16 protein-coding genes are annotated in these 14,569 nt (G+C 73.0%); 8 read left to right on the top strand and 8 right to left on the bottom strand.

All coding sequences use genetic code 11. From position 1 onward, the window contains the following. The first annotated feature begins 4 nt into the window (after positions 1 to 4). Genes DEU37_RS03295 through DEU37_RS03305 form a run of 3 tightly spaced genes read left to right on the top strand, consistent with a single transcriptional unit; the run spans position 5 to position 1,534 of the window. Entirely contained in the window at positions 5 to 625 is a 621-nt protein-coding gene (locus DEU37_RS03295; protein ID WP_121189231.1) for a GNAT family N-acetyltransferase, read from the top strand. A gap of 4 nt (positions 626 to 629) precedes the next feature. Then, positions 630 to 1,106 carry a molybdenum cofactor biosynthesis protein B gene (locus DEU37_RS03300; protein ID WP_121189232.1) on the top strand — a complete coding sequence of 159 codons (477 nt, stop codon included), beginning with the start codon at positions 630 to 632 and terminating at the stop codon, positions 1,104 to 1,106. After that, a complete protein-coding gene (locus DEU37_RS03305) occupies positions 1,106 to 1,534 on the top strand; it encodes a molybdenum cofactor biosynthesis protein MoaE (RefSeq protein ID WP_005051429.1) in 429 nt (142 codons plus the stop codon). Before DEU37_RS03300 ends, DEU37_RS03305 begins: the two co-directional genes overlap by 1 nt. Positions 1,535 to 1,538: 4 nt before the next feature. Here DEU37_RS03305 and DEU37_RS03310 read toward each other — a convergent pair whose 3' ends face one another. Genes DEU37_RS03310 through DEU37_RS03325 form a run of 4 tightly spaced genes read right to left on the bottom strand, consistent with a single transcriptional unit; the run spans position 1,539 to position 4,610 of the window. Next, positions 1,539 to 1,772, bottom strand: a complete 234-nt coding sequence (locus DEU37_RS03310; protein ID WP_121189233.1) for a MoaD/ThiS family protein — start codon at positions 1,770 to 1,772, stop codon at positions 1,539 to 1,541. Next, the gene (gene moaC, locus DEU37_RS03315) at positions 1,772 to 2,242 is read right to left on the bottom strand and encodes a cyclic pyranopterin monophosphate synthase MoaC (protein WP_121189234.1); all 471 of its coding nucleotides are present in this window, start codon (positions 2,240 to 2,242) and stop codon (positions 1,772 to 1,774) included. The genes DEU37_RS03310 and moaC overlap by 1 nt, the downstream gene beginning before the upstream one ends. After that, the gene (gene glp / locus DEU37_RS03320) at positions 2,239 to 3,504 is read right to left on the bottom strand and encodes a gephyrin-like molybdotransferase Glp (RefSeq protein ID WP_121189235.1); all 1,266 of its coding nucleotides are present in this window, start codon (positions 3,502 to 3,504) and stop codon (positions 2,239 to 2,241) included. Before glp ends, moaC begins: the two co-directional genes overlap by 4 nt. After that, positions 3,501 to 4,610 (bottom strand): ThiF family adenylyltransferase, encoded by a 1,110-nt coding sequence (locus DEU37_RS03325; RefSeq protein ID WP_259457116.1) that lies wholly within the window; start codon positions 4,608 to 4,610, stop codon positions 3,501 to 3,503. The genes glp and DEU37_RS03325 overlap by 4 nt, the downstream gene beginning before the upstream one ends. A 127-nt stretch (positions 4,611 to 4,737) precedes the next feature. Between DEU37_RS03325 and DEU37_RS03330 the strand changes: the two genes are divergently transcribed. From DEU37_RS03330 to DEU37_RS03345, 4 genes are read left to right on the top strand one after another with little or no spacing between them, the layout of a single operon-like run. Beyond that, a complete protein-coding gene (locus tag DEU37_RS03330; protein WP_061682759.1) occupies positions 4,738 to 5,133 on the top strand; it encodes a molybdopterin-binding protein in 396 nt (131 codons plus the stop codon). Next, positions 5,133 to 5,942, top strand: a complete 810-nt coding sequence (gene modA, locus DEU37_RS03335; RefSeq protein WP_121189237.1) for a molybdate ABC transporter substrate-binding protein — start codon at positions 5,133 to 5,135, stop codon at positions 5,940 to 5,942. The genes DEU37_RS03330 and modA overlap by 1 nt, the downstream gene beginning before the upstream one ends. Continuing rightward, entirely contained in the window at positions 5,939 to 6,763 is an 825-nt protein-coding gene (locus tag DEU37_RS03340; RefSeq protein WP_121189238.1) for an ABC transporter permease, read from the top strand. The genes modA and DEU37_RS03340 overlap by 4 nt, the downstream gene beginning before the upstream one ends. Next, on the top strand, positions 6,739 to 7,872 hold the full coding sequence (locus tag DEU37_RS03345; protein WP_121189239.1) for a sulfate/molybdate ABC transporter ATP-binding protein: 1,134 nt from the start codon (positions 6,739 to 6,741) through the stop codon (positions 7,870 to 7,872). The genes DEU37_RS03340 and DEU37_RS03345 overlap by 25 nt, the downstream gene beginning before the upstream one ends. A gap of 24 nt (positions 7,873 to 7,896) precedes the next feature. On the opposite strand, the gene DEU37_RS03350 is transcribed toward DEU37_RS03345, so the two are convergent. Both DEU37_RS03350 and DEU37_RS03355 read right to left on the bottom strand, forming a co-directional pair. Next, positions 7,897 to 8,412: a tetratricopeptide repeat protein gene (locus DEU37_RS03350; RefSeq protein WP_121189240.1), complete on the bottom strand. Its 516-nt coding sequence runs from the start codon at positions 8,410 to 8,412 to the stop codon at positions 7,897 to 7,899. Between the two features lie 12 nt (positions 8,413 to 8,424). Further along, complete coding sequence (locus DEU37_RS03355) at positions 8,425 to 9,936, bottom strand: HNH endonuclease signature motif containing protein (protein WP_121189241.1); 1,512 nt, start codon at positions 9,934 to 9,936, stop codon at positions 8,425 to 8,427. A gap of 174 nt (positions 9,937 to 10,110) precedes the next feature. On the opposite strand from DEU37_RS03355, the gene moaA reads away from it, so the two are divergent. After that, positions 10,111 to 11,181, top strand: a complete 1,071-nt coding sequence (moaA, locus tag DEU37_RS03360; RefSeq protein ID WP_121189242.1) for a GTP 3',8-cyclase MoaA — start codon at positions 10,111 to 10,113, stop codon at positions 11,179 to 11,181. Positions 11,182 to 11,183: 2 nt separating this feature from the next. Here moaA and cydC read toward each other — a convergent pair whose 3' ends face one another. Both cydC and cydD read right to left on the bottom strand, forming a co-directional pair. Beyond that, positions 11,184 to 12,863 carry a thiol reductant ABC exporter subunit CydC gene (gene cydC / locus DEU37_RS03365; RefSeq protein ID WP_121189243.1) on the bottom strand — a complete coding sequence of 560 codons (1,680 nt, stop codon included), beginning with the start codon at positions 12,861 to 12,863 and terminating at the stop codon, positions 11,184 to 11,186. After that, positions 12,860 to 14,563 carry a thiol reductant ABC exporter subunit CydD gene (gene cydD, locus DEU37_RS03370; RefSeq protein ID WP_121189244.1) on the bottom strand — a complete coding sequence of 568 codons (1,704 nt, stop codon included), beginning with the start codon at positions 14,561 to 14,563 and terminating at the stop codon, positions 12,860 to 12,862. The genes cydC and cydD overlap by 4 nt, the downstream gene beginning before the upstream one ends. Between the last annotated feature and the right edge of the window lie 6 nt (positions 14,564 to 14,569).

Genomic DNA, 14,569 nt, shown 5'->3' on the forward strand with positions numbered 1-14,569 from the left:
CGCCGTGGCCCATCTGCGTTCCTTCCGCCCCGGCGACGAACCCGCCCTCGCCGAGATCTGCCTGCGCACCGCCGACACGGGCAGCGACGCCACCGGCATCCTGGACGACGACGACATCTGGGGGGCGGTGTTCGTGCTGCCGTACGTCGCGCGTCACCCCGAACTCGCCGTGGTCGTCGAGACGGACGATGGGCGGGTCGCGGGCTACGCCGTCGCCACCGACGACACCGACGCATTCGAGGAGTGGTTCCTGAGCGAGTGGTGGCCGCGCTTCGCGCAGCGCTGGCCGAAGCCGGTCGGCGAGCCCGCCACGCGACAGGACTCCGTGCTGGCGTACGCCTACGGGCGCCGCCCGGGCGCTGAGCCTTTCGCAGAGTCCTTCCCCGCACACCTGCACATCGATCTGCTTCCCGACGTTCAGGGGCAGGGGTGGGGGCGCGGGCTGATCACCGCGCTCCTGGAGCGACTTCGCGCCGCAGAGGTTCGGGGCGTGCACCTGGTCGCCGCCGGCACCAACGCCGGTGCCATCGCGTTCTACGAGCGTCTGGGCTTCACGCGTCTGGACGCTCCCGCCGACGTCGCCGCTTTCGGCATGCCGGTGTCTCGGCACCCGGGCGTAGGCTGACGGCGTGGGCAGCCTCGCCGTCGTGATCACCGTCTCGGATCGGTCGGCTGCGGGTGCGCGTGCCGACACAGCGGGCCCGCTGGCCGTCGCGGCGCTGCGCGAGGCGGGGTGGGATTGCGCCGACGCGCGCATCATCGCCGACGGCGCCGACAGCGTCGAGACCGCGCTGCGCGCCGCCCTGGCCGACGGTGCGCGCCTCGTCGTCACGACCGGGGGCACCGGCGTCGCCAAACGAGACGAGACGCCCGAGGGTGCGGATCGCGTCATCGAGCGGACGCTCGACGGCATCCCCGAGGAGCTTCGCCGTCGCAGCGTCGCCGAGAAGCCGGCCGGCATGCTCTCTCGCGGTCGCGCCGGCACCGCGGGGCGTGCCCTGATCGTCAACCTGCCCGGGTCGCCGGCGGCCGTGACCTCCGGGATGCCTGTCATCCTCTCGGTCGCCGGCCACGTGGTGCACCAGCTCGACGGAGGAGATCACTGATGGCTGCCGTTCGCATCGCCCGCATCACCGAGGAGCCGCTGGATGCCGCCGCGCACCTCGCTGCCGTCGACGACCCCCGCGCGGGGGCCGTCACGAGCTTCATCGGCACGGTGCGCGATCACGACCCCGACGCCGCGACGGCCGTCCTCGCGCTGGAATACTCCTCGCACCCGGATGCCGAGGCGACGCTGCACGACATCGCCCTGACCGCCATCGGCGACACGCGCGCGACCGTCGCCGTGAGCCATCGCGTCGGGCGCGTCGAGGTCGGCGAGGCCGCCGTCGTCATCGCCGTCTCGACGCCCCACCGTGCCGAGGCGTTCGAGGTGTGCCGCGCCATCATCGAGGCGATCAAGCGCGAGCTGCCGGTGTGGAAGCGTCAGCTGACGGCCGACGGAGCCGCGGCGTGGAAGGGGATCGGCGGCTGAGCGCTCAGCCGCCGGCGAACGGCGGCAGCACGTCAACGAGGGTATCGGCGCCGAGCGGCGCCGAGCCGTCGGTGCGGCGTCCGTCGACGAGCACGGCGCAGCGGGGGAGGATCCGCCGGAGTGCCGGATACTCCCGCGTGAGCGCGGCGCGCAGGCCGTCGAGATCGGTTTCGGTTCGCGCTTCCTCGTCGCGCCCGGCGAACTCCGCGGCGGCGGCGAAGTAACGGACCCGCGGCATCAGGGCTCCCGCACCCAGTCGCCCGACTTGCCGCCGGTCTTGGCGATGAGGCGGACGTTCTCGATGGCGGTGGCCTTGTCCATGCCCTTCACCATGTCGACGATCGTCAGGGCTGCGACGGAGGCCGCCGTCAGCGCTTCCATCTCCACCCCGGTGCGGTCGGCGGTGCGGACGGTCGCGGTGATCTCGACGCCGTCGTCGGTGATGGACAGGTCCACGCTCGCGCCGTGGACCCCGATCACATGGGCGAGCGGCAGCAGCTCGGGCGTGCGTTTGGCGGCCTGGATGCCCGCGATGCGTGCGACGGCGAGCACATCGCCCTTCGGCACCGCTCCGTCGCGGAGCGCGGCGACGACGGCGGGCGCGCAGCGGACGAGCGCAGCAGCGGTGGCAGCGCGCACCGTCGGCTGCTTCTCGGTCACATCGACCATGCGGGCGTGACCGGCGCCGTCCAGGTGGGTGAAGCTCATGCGTCCCATCCTTCCAGCAGGTGCACCATGACCGGGTCGCCCTCGTGCACCTCGGCGACGTCGGCGGGGACGACCGCGAGGGCGCGCGCGAGCCCGAGGCCGCCCGCGAGGTGCGATCCCGATCCGCCCGCCGTCGCCGGTCGTACGCTCCAGTGGTCGCCCGCGGTGTCGATGACCGCGGGCAGATACTGCCGCCGTCCCTCCGGGGTGCGCCACGACGTCGCGGCGGGCAGGGTGAGCCGGGGGCGCTGGGTCACCCGTCTCCCCTGCATCGCCAGCAGGGCGGGACGGACGAACACCTCGAACGAGACGGCCGCGCTGACGGGGTTTCCCGGCAGGCCGAACAGCAATGCCACGCCCGCGGGCGTGGGCAGGGTGCCGAAGCCCTGCGGTTTGCCGGGCTGCATCGCGACGCGGCTGAAGGTCATGGCCGCCGCCAGCTCGGTGCGCACCACTTCGAAGGCGCCGGCGCTGACGCCGCCGGAGAAGATCACCGCGTCGACGGATGCCGCCAGCAGCCCCGCCACCGCGTCGCGGAGAGCGCCGCCCTCGTCGTCCACGCAGACCTGCGCGATCACGTCGGCGCCAGCCGCTGCGGCCAGGCCCGCGAGCAGGACGCCGTTGGATTCGGGGATCTGCCCGCGTCGCAGTGGTGTCCCGGCCGGGGCGAGCTCGCTGCCCGTCGAGACGACGGCGACGCGGGGCCGGGCCGAGACGACCGCGTGTGTGCGTCCCGCGGCGGTCGCCGCAGCGACCTGGAGAGGTCCGAGCATCACGCCCGCCTCCAGGACCACGTCGCCGGAGCGGAGGTCATCGCCCGCGCGGCGGACGAACGCTCCGACTGAGCGCGGGGCGCGCTGGACCGTCGCGGTCTGCAGGGAGTCGGAGAGCCCGCCGGCGGTGTCTTCGAAGGGGACGATGGCGTCGGCATCCGAGGGCACGGGCGAGCCCGTCATGATGCGCGCCGCCTCGCCCGCAGCGAGAGGTGGATCGTCGGCGGTGCCCGCCGGCAGGTCCGCGACGACGCGGAGGATGACGGGAGCCGCGGGGCCCGCGTGCGCGACGTCGGCGAAGCGCACGGCGAAGCCGTCCATGGCCGAGTTGTCGAAGACGGGGATGTCGAGGGCGGCACGCACCGGCTCGCGCAGTGTCGCGCCGGTCGCCTCCGCCAGTGCGACCCGCGCGGTGGGCAGCGGACGCACGGCGGCGAGCACGTCGCCGAGCTGCTCCTCGACGGTGCGCAGCGGCGCGCCGGCGCTCATGACTGCTGCCACGCGGCGAGACCGCCCACGAGAATGTCGGCGTCGACGCCGCGGGCCCGGAGGGCGTCGGCAGCATGGCGGGCGCGGATGCCGTGCGCACAGATGACGACGACGTGCTCGTCGTCGATCTGCGCCGGATCGTCCAGCAGATCGCCGAGGGGGATCAGGACGGAGCCGGCGACGACGCCGGTCTGTGTCTCCCACGGTTCGCGCACATCGAGGAGGGTGGCGCCGGCCTCCTGCGCGGCGAGCATCTCGCTCGCCGTCAGCTCGCGGATCGCCGCGGGGGCCGCCGCGGCGGGAGCGTCGATCGGCTGCGGCGTCGTCGGAGCGGCGGGAGCAGCCCCGCGCAGCGCGACCTCGCTCTGCGTGCCGCGCAGGGCGTCGATCACGAGCACGCGGCCCAGCAGCGGCTCGCCGGTGCCCACGATGAGCTTGATCGCCTCGACGGCGAGGATGCCGCCCACCTGCAGGCAGAGCGCCCCGAGCACGCCGACCTCGGCGCAGGTGGGCGGCGTGCCGACCTCGTCGGCGGGATGCAGGTCGGACAGCACGACCGGGTCGATCCCGGCCGGTGGTGCGCTCCAGAACACCGTGACCTGTGCGTGGAACTCCTGCAGCACGCCCCAGACGAGCGGGATGCCGAGACTCTCGCAGGCGGCGGCGACCGCTGCCCGGGTCTCGAACGTGTCGCTGCCGTCCACGACGAGATCGGCGCCGTGGAGCAGGTCCTGCGCGTTCTCGGTCGTGAGGCGTTCGGTGACGGGGATGACCACCGTCTCGGGGGACAGGTCGGCAGCGACGCGCTCCGCCGATGCGGTCTTGTGCGCGCCGATGTCGGCGTGTCGGTGAAGAAGCTGCCGCTGGAGGTTGCTGAGGTCGACGACGTCGTCGTCGATGACCGTCAGGGTGCCGATGCCGGCCGCGGCCAGTGCCATGACGACGGGGGAGCCGAGCCCGCCGGCGCCCACGACGGCGACATGCGCGGCCGCGAGTCGGCGCTGACCGAGATCGCCCACGCCGTTCAGCACGAGGTGGCGCTGCGTGCGTGCGCGTTCGGCGGGGCTGAGGTCGGGAGCGGGGTCGACGAGAGGAGGCAGCGGCACGGTGCCAGCGTATCCGCCGTGCCCGTCCGCGGGGCCGTGCGGCCACAAGCGCCTCCCGCTGTCGAAATCCGCAAATGCGTCCTCTGAGGCGGCCTTCTGTCCGCAGATGCGCGCTATCGTCGGCGGTATGCGTTCATATCGTGTCACCGAGGCCGCGCGTCTGCTCGGCGTGAGCGACGACACCCTCCGTCGGTGGGTCGATCAGGGCATTCTTCCGACAACGGGGGCCTCGCCGGTCGAGATCCCCGGCGATGCGCTCGCCGCCCGTGCGGTCGCACTCGCCCACGCCGCCGCAGACCCCGCGGATGTCCTCTCCAGCGCACGCAACCGCTTCGTGGGGCTCGTCACGCGCGTGCAGCAGGACGGAGTGATGGCGCAGGTCGACATCCAATCCGGCCCCCACCGCGTCGTCTCGTTGATGTCGGCCGAGGCGGTCCGCGACCTGGGGCTCGAGCCCGGTGCGCTGGCCGTGGCGGTCATCAAAGCCACCTCCGTCATCGTCGAGACGCCGAAGGAGAGCTGATGCGCACGCGATCGCGGTACGTCCTCGCCGCCCTCATCGCCGCAGCCATGGCGCTCGCCGGCTGCAGCGCCGGCGGGGGATCGGCGGATGCCGGCCGAGCCGCCTCCGGGACGGCGACCGCGTCGTCGGACAGCATGTCCGGCGAGCTGACCGTCTTCGCCGCGGCGTCGCTGAAGGCGGCCTTCACCCGGCTCGCCGATCAGTTCCAGGCGGCGCACCCGGGTGTGACGATCCGTCCCATCAGCTACGACGGCTCGTCGACGTTGGCGACCCAGCTGATCGAGGGCGCCCCCGCCGACGTCTTCGCCTCCGCCGACGAGAAGAACATGCAGAAGGTCGTCGCCGCCGGGCTCGCCTCCTCGCCGCAGCCGTTCGCGACGAACGTCCTCACCCTCATCGTCCCCTCCGGCAATCCGGCCGTTGTGCAGGGGCTCGCCGACCTCGCCAACCCGTCCCTGCGGGTCGTGCTGTGTGCGGCCGACGTGCCGTGCGGCGCGGCCTCGCAGACGCTCCTGCGGAAGGCGGGCGTGACGGCATCCGTCGACAGCTACGAGCAGAACGTGACCGCCGTCCTCACGAAAGTGGCCAGCGGCGAGGCGGATGCCGGGCTCGTGTACGTGACCGACGCCACGACGACCGCCGAGGTTCAGACCGTGGCGACGCCCGGCGCCGATGCCGTGGTCAACACGTACCCGATCGTCGCCCTGGACAACGCTGCGAACCCTGCGGCCGCGCGGGCGTTCGTGGACTTCGTGCGCTCCGATGCCGCACGCGCCACGCTCACCGACCTCGGCTTCGGCACGCCATGACGGTCATCGCGCCGGGGCGGCACGGGCAGCCGCGGGGATTCGTCCCGCTCGCGCTGGGGGTGCCGGCCGTGCTGGGGCTGGCGGTGCTCGTCGTGCCGCTGACCGCGCTCGTCGGGCGCGTCGACGGGGCGACGCTCTGGGGAGACATCACGTCGCCGACGGCGGTGTCGGCGCTCGGGCTGTCACTCGTGACCGGCGCGCTCGCGACCCTCGTCTGCATCGTTCTCGGCATCCCGCTGGCGCTCTGGATCGCGCGGTCGGGTCCGCGCCTGGCGGGAGTGCTGCGGGCGGTCGTCACGGTGCCGCTCGTGCTGCCGCCGATGGTCGGCGGGGTCGCGCTGCTGTTCCTGCTCGGACGCAACGGCTGGCTCGGGCAGTGGCTCGCCGTCGTCGGCGTGCGCCTGCCTTTCACGACCGCGGCCGTCGTGATCGCGCAGACCTTCGTCGCGCTGCCGTTCCTCGTGCTCGCCGTCGAAGGAGCCCTCCGTGCGACGGGCACGGGCTACGAGCAGGCGGCGGCGGCGCTCGGTGCGGGGCGCTGGCGCATCCTGTGGCGTATCACGCTGCCGCTGGCGGCTCCCGGCCTCATCGCCGGCACCGTGCTGTGCTTCGCGCGTGCGATCGGGGAGTTCGGCGCGACGGCGCTGTTCGCCGGCAATGCGCCGGGGGTGACGCAGACGATGCCGCTGGCGATCTACACCGCGTTCAACGGGGCCGGGGTGTCGCAGGGCACCGCGGTGGCGCTGTCGCTGCTGCTGCTCGTGACCGCGCTGGCGGTGCTTCTCGCGGTGCGGGCATGGCGCCCGGGGGCGACCCGGTGAGCGGCGCGGCGATCGAGGCGCACGTCGTCGTGCGACGCGAGGGGTTCGTCCTGGATGCCGAGATCTCGGCATCCGCGGGAGAGATCGTCGCCGTCATGGGCCCGAGTGGTGCGGGCAAGTCCACCCTCGTCTCGGTGATCGCCGGGCTGCTGGCGATCACCGAGGGCCGTGTGCACGTCGCCGGCGAGGTCGTGTCGTCGCCGCGCGTGCAGCTTGCGCCGCAGCGCCGCGGGGTCGTGCTGCTGGGGCAGGATCCGCACCTGTTCCCCCATCTGTCCGCGCGGGACAACGTCGCCTTCGGCGTGCGCGTGTCCGCCGGGGAGGGGCGCGCGGCCGGGAGGGTCGAACGGCGCTCGCGTGCCGAGCGGGCGCTCGCTGAGGTGGGCCTCTCCGGGATCGGGCATCGTCGTCCGGCGGAGCTGTCCGGCGGACAGCAGCAGCGGGTCGCACTGGCGCGCGCACTGGCCACCGAGCCGCGGGTGCTGCTGCTGGACGAGCCGTTCACGGCGCTCGATCCGGTGACGGTCGCGGACATCCGCCGCACGCTCGCCGAGCGGGTGCGCGCGGCGGGGTGCACGACGGTCTTCGTGACGCACGACGTGGTCGACGCCGTCGCCGTCGCGGATCGCCTCGTCGTGCTCGAAGCGGGGCGGGTGTCTCAGCAGGGCCCGGTGCGTGAGGCGCTCACGGCCCCGGCCACGGATTTCGTCGCCGCCCTCGCCGGCGTCAATCGGGTGAACGGGCGTGTGGGGGACGGCGTGTGGGGTGCCGGGGTGCTGCGTCTGCGAGCTGCGGGGGTGCGCGGCGGGGACGCGGTGGCGCTGATCCCGATCGGCGCCGTACGCCTTGAGAGCGAAGGGTCCGGGGCATCGGAGGGCGGGGCCGCGGGGGCCGGCGCCGCCGAGGCGGCGCGGGCAGCCGGCGCCGCGACGTGGACGGCGCGCGTGGAACGCATCGAGGCGACGCCCGCGGGCGCCCGCGTGTACACGGCGTCACCGCCGGTCGTCTGCGAGCTCACCGTCGCGCAGATGCTCGCCGCGGAGACGGCGGAAGGCGACGCGGTGCGCCTGTCGGTGGATGCCGCGGACGTGCGGATCGTCGCGAGCTGAGTGCGCGTCGATGGCGGCGTGCTGTCACGCCCCGCCGTCTGCGGCGACGTCCAGATCTCGCAGGTAGTCCGCGTTTGCGCGCAGCGATGCGCGGTAGCGATCCAGCTCCGTCGCCGGCGCGTGCGCGGCGACGACATCGAGCAGCTCGGCGAAGGCCGCGTGGACCTGGCCAGCGGCGTGGCGGCTGAGGGCCTCGAACACGGCGAGCGAGACCGAGCCGGGAAACTCGCGGCGTGCGTCGGCGAACACCGCGAGAGAGTCGTCGAACCGGTCGAGGTTTCGCAGCGTACTGGCGTACTGGAGCAGGCATCGGCGGCGGGTGTCGCCGCTCAGACCGGCGCCGAGCGCGCGCGGATACAGGACCGCGGCCGCACTCTCGTCACCGGCGGTGTCATGCGCCCCCGCGAGCTCGTACAGGACGCGCGCGTGATCGGGATGCCGGGAGTGGATCTCCTCGAGTGCCGCGATCGTCGGCGCCATCGCATCGCGATCTCGCGCCGCGAAGATGCGGTCCAACTCGGCATCGAGGCTCTCGCTCATCCGTCGATCCTCTCAGAACGGTGGCGGCTCGTCCGCGCCAGGTGCCGGTGTGGTGGTGTCGGGGACGAATCGGACGCGGCTGGGCGGGTGGTCTTCGTAGTGGCGTCCGGTGGGAGAGGTCCATTGCAGGGTTCCGCCTCCGAAGTGCCGTACTCGCCAGGTGGTGTGGTGTTTGAGCGTGTGGTGTCGTCGGCACAGGTGGGCGAGGTTATCGTGCGCGGTCGCTCCGCCGATCGCGGCGGCGGTGGTGTGGTCCTGGTCGCATCGGTGTGCGGGGCGGGTGCATCCGGGCGTGCGGCACCGTTCATCCCGTGCGCTCAGGTAGCGGCGAAGGCCCGCGGGCGGCCGGTATCGGTCGACGGCGACCGGAATGCCGGCGATGGGGTCTGTGAACACCCGATCCCACACGGGTGCGAGCCCGGCGAGTCTTCGGGCGAGGGCGGGCTGGATCGGTCCGTACCCGGTCAGGATCGCCGGACCTGCGTCCGGGTCGCCGGCGAGAGTGGGTGCGGGGATCGTCAACTGAATCTGCGCGATCACCGTCTCGAGCCCCGCCCCGGTGGCTGTGGTGGTGGGAGTGGCGGTGAGCAGCAGGTCGCTCAGGATGTCAGCGCGCACCTGCGCGAGCGTGCGGTGATCCTTCTCCTGCACGCAGGTCGCACCACCGCAGGATGCGGGATCGGTGTCGGCGTTGCCACGGTCGCTGGTGGTGCGAGCCCTCCCCGTGACCACGCTCGGTCCGCCGTTGTCATCACCATCTCCACTGTCTGCATCACCTTCACCGCCGCCGCTCGCGGCCGCACTGTCGGCGGCGCCGTCGGGGTGGTCGAGGATGTTGCGGGCGCGGTTGGTGAGGGCGTCGTGGATCGCGTAGGCGAGGGGTGCGGGAAGGTCGGCGATCAGGCGTGCCATCCCGTCATCCAGGTCGAACAGTCGGACCGAGCGGGTCTCGTACGCGCGGTCGGTGGCGTCGGTGAACGCGTCGGGGTCGATGGTCGCAGCGATGACTTTCAGCGCCGCCGTCATCCGCGCCGGAGACTCCGTGCGAGCGGCCTCCAGGGCGAGGGCTTCGAAACGGGCACGATCGTCGGGCGTGCGAAGCAGCATCCCGGTGCGACTGATCGCCCACGCGTGCGCCGCATCAATGCCGCCGTCCTCCCACACCTTCAAGGTGGTGGGGAAGTGCTCACGCAGCAGGAACGCTTCCGACATGCGCCGCTGCACACCCCGATCCGACACCCGCAGCGCCATCGCGAGCTCCAATGCGACCTCTCGCAGTGGCAGGTCCGCTTCGGACGAGCGCGCGCGTGCCCGCCCCTGTTGCTGTGCTTCCTGCCGCAACAGTTCCACCCGATCCGCAACCAGATCCACCGCAGCCGCCAGCAACCGGGCTTCGGCCGCCTGCGCCGCCGCCGCGCGACGACGCGTGTCGACGACGCCATCGACCAGCTCGTCCAACGCCGGCCACGCCGAACCCGCGGACCCGACCGACTCGACCGGACGAGCGTCCGATATCGCGAGCATGATTCACCCCCTAGAGACCTACAGACTGGCCGGCGCATCGCGGCCGATCTCACCCGCCGCGAGGGGGGACATGCGACGGGTGACTCTCCCCTCCACTATAGAACAAATGTACGAAACTGGCAAGAGACTGCGCTATTCGGCCTTCGCCGTCGATCTGCCGGGTAGCCTCGGTGCATGGTCGCCGTCCCGCTCACGCTGCGCACGGGACACGCCGCGCCCCTCGCGACCTCCGACGCGCCCCGTCGGCCGGGCGCCCCGCTCGTCGACCGTTTCGGTCGCGTGCACCGTGACCTGCGGATCTCGCTGACCGACCGGTGCTCACTGCGGTGCACCTACTGCATGCCCGAGCAGGGCAACGAGTGGCTCGCGCGCACCAGCATCCTCTCGACCGATGAGATCGTGCGGGTCGCACGGCTGGCGGCGGCATCCGGGATCACGACCTTCCGGCTGACGGGCGGCGAGCCGCTGCTGCGCGCCGACATCGTCGACGTCGTGCGGCGTATCGCCGCGATCGTCGGTCCCGACGGCCCCGTCGAGGTCGCCCTCACGACGAACGGCATCCGCCTGGGCGAGGTGCTGCCCGACCTCATCGATGCCGGGCTCGACCGCCTCAACATCTCGATCGACACTCTCGACCGCGACCGCTTCCGCGAGCTCACCCGACGCGACCGCCTCGACGATGTCGTGGCGGGCATCGCCGCGGCATCCGCATCGGGCCTTCACCCGCTCAAGCTCAATGCGGTCGCCATGCGTGGCGTCAACGACCACGAGCTCGTCGACCTCGTCGCCTTCGCGCTCGATCACGGCGCCGAGATGCGCTTCATCGAACAGATGCCTCTGGATGCCGGTCACACGTGGGATCGCGCCCGCATGGTGACGCGCGACGAGATCCTCTCAGCGCTCTCGCAACGCTGGAGCCTCGACCCCGTTCCGGGTCGCGGGGGAGCGCCGGCGGAGCGTTTCCTGCTCGATGGCGGACCCGCCGCTGTCGGCGTGATCGCCTCGGTCACCGCCCCGTTCTGCGGCGCGTGCGACCGCCTGCGGCTCACCGCGGACGGTCAGCTGCGCAACTGTCTGTTCTCCAACGACGAGTACGACCTCATGCCGCTGCTGCGCGCCGGCGCCGACGATGTCGCGCTCGACGCGCTGCTGCACGACTGCATCGCGGGCAAGCTTCCCGGCCACGCGATCGACGATCCGTCGTTCCTGCAGCCTGCGCGCGGGATGAACGCGATCGGCGGCTGAGCTCAGGCGTCGATGCGCCCGCCGGTCAGCCGCACCGTGCGGTCGACGAGCTCGGCGGGGACGTCGACGTGCGAGATCAGCACGACGGCGTGGTCGGGTCCGACGGCACCGAGCAGGTCGGTCAGGAGGGCATCGGAGGCATCCGCGTCGACGCCGGCGGTCGGCTCGTCGAGCACCAGCACGGGGAAGCCGTGCAGCAGCGCCCGTGCCAGCGCGATCCGCTGGGCCTGCCCGCCCGACACGAGGGCTCCGCGCTCCCCGACGCGCGCATCCAGGCCGCCGCGCGCGGCGAGCCAGTCGCCCAGGCCCACCCGCTGCAGCACCGCCTCCAGTTCGGCATCCGTGGCCGTGTCGCGGGCGAAGAGGAGGTTCTGCCGGATGTCCTCGTCGAAGAGCATCGGCTGCTGTTCGCAGAGCCCGACCGTCTCGCGGACGGTGTCGGGGTCGAGGTCGTGCACATCGACCCCGCCGATCGTGTAGCGGCCGGCGGTCGTCTCCAAGAAGCGTACGAGGACGTGCGCCGCCGTGGTCTTGCCGGCGCCGCTGGAGCCCACGACCAGAATCCGCTCGCCCGGGGCGACCGTCAGATCCAACGCGTGCAGGGCATCCTCTGCGGCTCCCGGCCAGCGCGCCGCGACGCCCTGCAGAACGAGGCCATCGCCGAGAGCGGCGTCCGTTCGTGCGTGCGCATCGGCGTCGCGGGCGACCTCGAGCGGGATGCCCGCCGGTGCCTCGTCCGGCACGGCCTCGGCGATGCGTGCGGCCGCGGCGCGCACCTGTCGCCATGAAGACGCTGCCGCCGGAACCGCGGCGAAGACCTCGAACACGGCCATCGGCACGAGCACCGCCACGGCGAAGGCGGGAGCGGTGATCGTCCCGTCGCCGAGCGCCGGAACGGCGGCGAGCACGGCGAAGACCGAGGCCGCGCCGGCCAGCACCGACACGACGGCCGTCGAGCCCGCCTGCGCACCGGCCCGGCGGGTCACCGCCCGCCGCAAAGCGCCATCCGCCGCGGCGATGCGCTGCGCACTGTGCGCGTCGGCTCCGTACGCGGCGAGAACGTCCAGGCTCGCGAGATGATCGAGCACGGCATCGGCGAGGCGTGCGCGCAACGGCGCGATGGAACGTTCGGCGCGCGATCCGGCCACCCATCCCCAGCCGACCGCCACGACCGCCGCCACGAGGAGGCACGCGAGCAGGGTGAGCGCCGCCGGCCACCAGACGATCCCGACGAGCACGACGGCGCCGAGGGCCACCGTCGCCGACGACACGAGCGGCAGCACGACCCGCAGCGGCAGGTTCTGCAGCTCGTCGACGTCGTCGACGAGAGCGCCGAGCACCGAGCCGCGCCGCGTGCGGGTCAGCCCGTCGGGGGCGAGCGGAATGAGCCGGCGCACCAGATCGGTGCGCGTCACCGCGAGCTGTCGCAGCGCCGCATCGTGGCTCGCGAGCCGCTCGGTGTAGCGGAAGGCGGCCCGGCTGAGAGCGAAGGCGCGCACGCCCACGACGGCGGCCGACAGGTACATCACCGGAGGCTGCTCGCTGGCGCGCACGATGAGCCACGCGCTGCAGGCGAGCAGGGCGACCGCCGACGCCTCCGAGAGGAAGCCCGACGCGGCGCCCGGCCAGAATCGGCGCAACGACGGCATCGCCCGCCGCAGCACCTCCGTCGTCGTGGTCATGCGTCGACCTCCGCCGGTGCCGCCGACAGTGTCACGACGCGGTCGGCGATCTCCCGCGCGCTGCGCCGGTGAGAGATGAGAAGCACCGTTGCCCCACCATCGGCGAGATCTCGGATGCCGCGCCACAGGGCCGCCTCCGTCGCGGCATCCAGTGCGGAACTCGGCTCGTCGAGGGCGATCACGGCGGCGCGAGCGCGAAGGTGACGGAACACGGCGCGCGCCACGGCGACGCGCTGGGCCTGTCCGCCGGACAATCCCGCGCCCTGCACCCCGAGCTGCTGATCGGGATCGAGCGCGCCCGCCTGGGCGAGCTCCAGCGCGCGTGCGACCAGGGGGCCCCGCGATGCCGCGGCAGTCTCATCGTCGCCCAGCGCGACATTGTCTGCGATGGTGCCGGAGATCAGTCCCGGATGCTGCCCGGCCCAGGCCAGCCACGTCGCGGGGGAGAGCGCGCTCACCGGCGTGCCGTCCAGCTCGGCGTGCCCGTCGAAGGTGACCGCGCCGCGGAGGGCCGCGAACACGCTCGACTTGCCCGCGCCGCTCGGTCCCTCGATGAGCGTGACGGTGCCGGGCTCCGCGACGAGGTCGACGGAGGGCAGAAGCAGGTCGCCGCGCCGGACGCGCAGTCCGGTGAGCACGAGCCGTCCCGGGCCGGCGCTCACCGTCGCGGCGTCGGCCGTCCGCGGCGCACGCCGTGCACGGGCGGCGAGCTCGCGGGCCTCGTCGAGCACCGCGAAGACGTCGTCGGTCGCGGCCACGCCTTCTGCAGCGGCATGGAACTGCACGCCGACCTGGCGCAGCGGAAGGTACGCCTCGGGCGCCAGCAGCAGCACGAACAGGCCGACCGCGAGCGCCAGCGACCCGTCGACCAGGCGGAAGCCGATCGACACGGCCACGATCGCGACCGAGATCGACGCCAGCAGCTCGAGGGTGAAACCCGACAGGAACGACACACGCAGCACCCGCATCGTCTCGACGCGGTAGGTGTCGGTGACCTTCTCGATCGACCGCACGGCGCGATGCTGACGGCCGAAGACCTTGAGCGTCGACAGGCCCTGGACCGTATCGGCGAAGCGGGCGGCCAGGCGCCCCAGGGTGCGCCACTGCTTCTGCTGCACCGTGCGCGTCGCGAGGCCGATCAGCACCATGAACAGCGGGATCAGGGGGAGCGTGAGCAGCACCGTGAGCCCGGAGATCCAGTCCTCCCACCACATCACGGCGACCAGCACCGGGGTCGCGATCACGGTGAGCACGAGCTGTGGCAGATAGCGTCCGAAGTACGCGTCCAGCGCTTCGAGGCCGCGCCCCGCGGTCACCGCGAGCTGCGCGCTGTTGCGGCCTGCCAGCCATCCCGGGCCCAGGATGCCGACGGCATCCACGAGCTGCGCCCGCAGCTGCGCCTGCACGCGCGCGGCGGCACGCGCCGAAAGGGCTTCGCGTGCCCACAGCAGCAGCGCACGGGCGGTGATGACGGCGGCCAGTGCGGTCAGCAGCGTGGTCAGCTCGGCCCACGGCATCCCGTCGATGGCGCGCGTGATCACGCGTGTCAGGAGCCAGGCGAACGCGACGACGACGGCGGTCTGCAACGCGCCGATCACGGCGATCGCGGCGAAGAACGCCCGCGACGCCGACGCGTAGCGCACCAGTCGCGGGTCGACGGGCCGCACCCGCGTGCGGCCCTGGTCGGCTTCGGTTGCCATTGTTCG

The organism is Microbacterium sp. AG790, from assembly GCF_003634765.1.
In the GTDB taxonomy this organism is placed as follows: Bacteria; Actinomycetota; Actinomycetes; order Actinomycetales; family Microbacteriaceae; genus Microbacterium.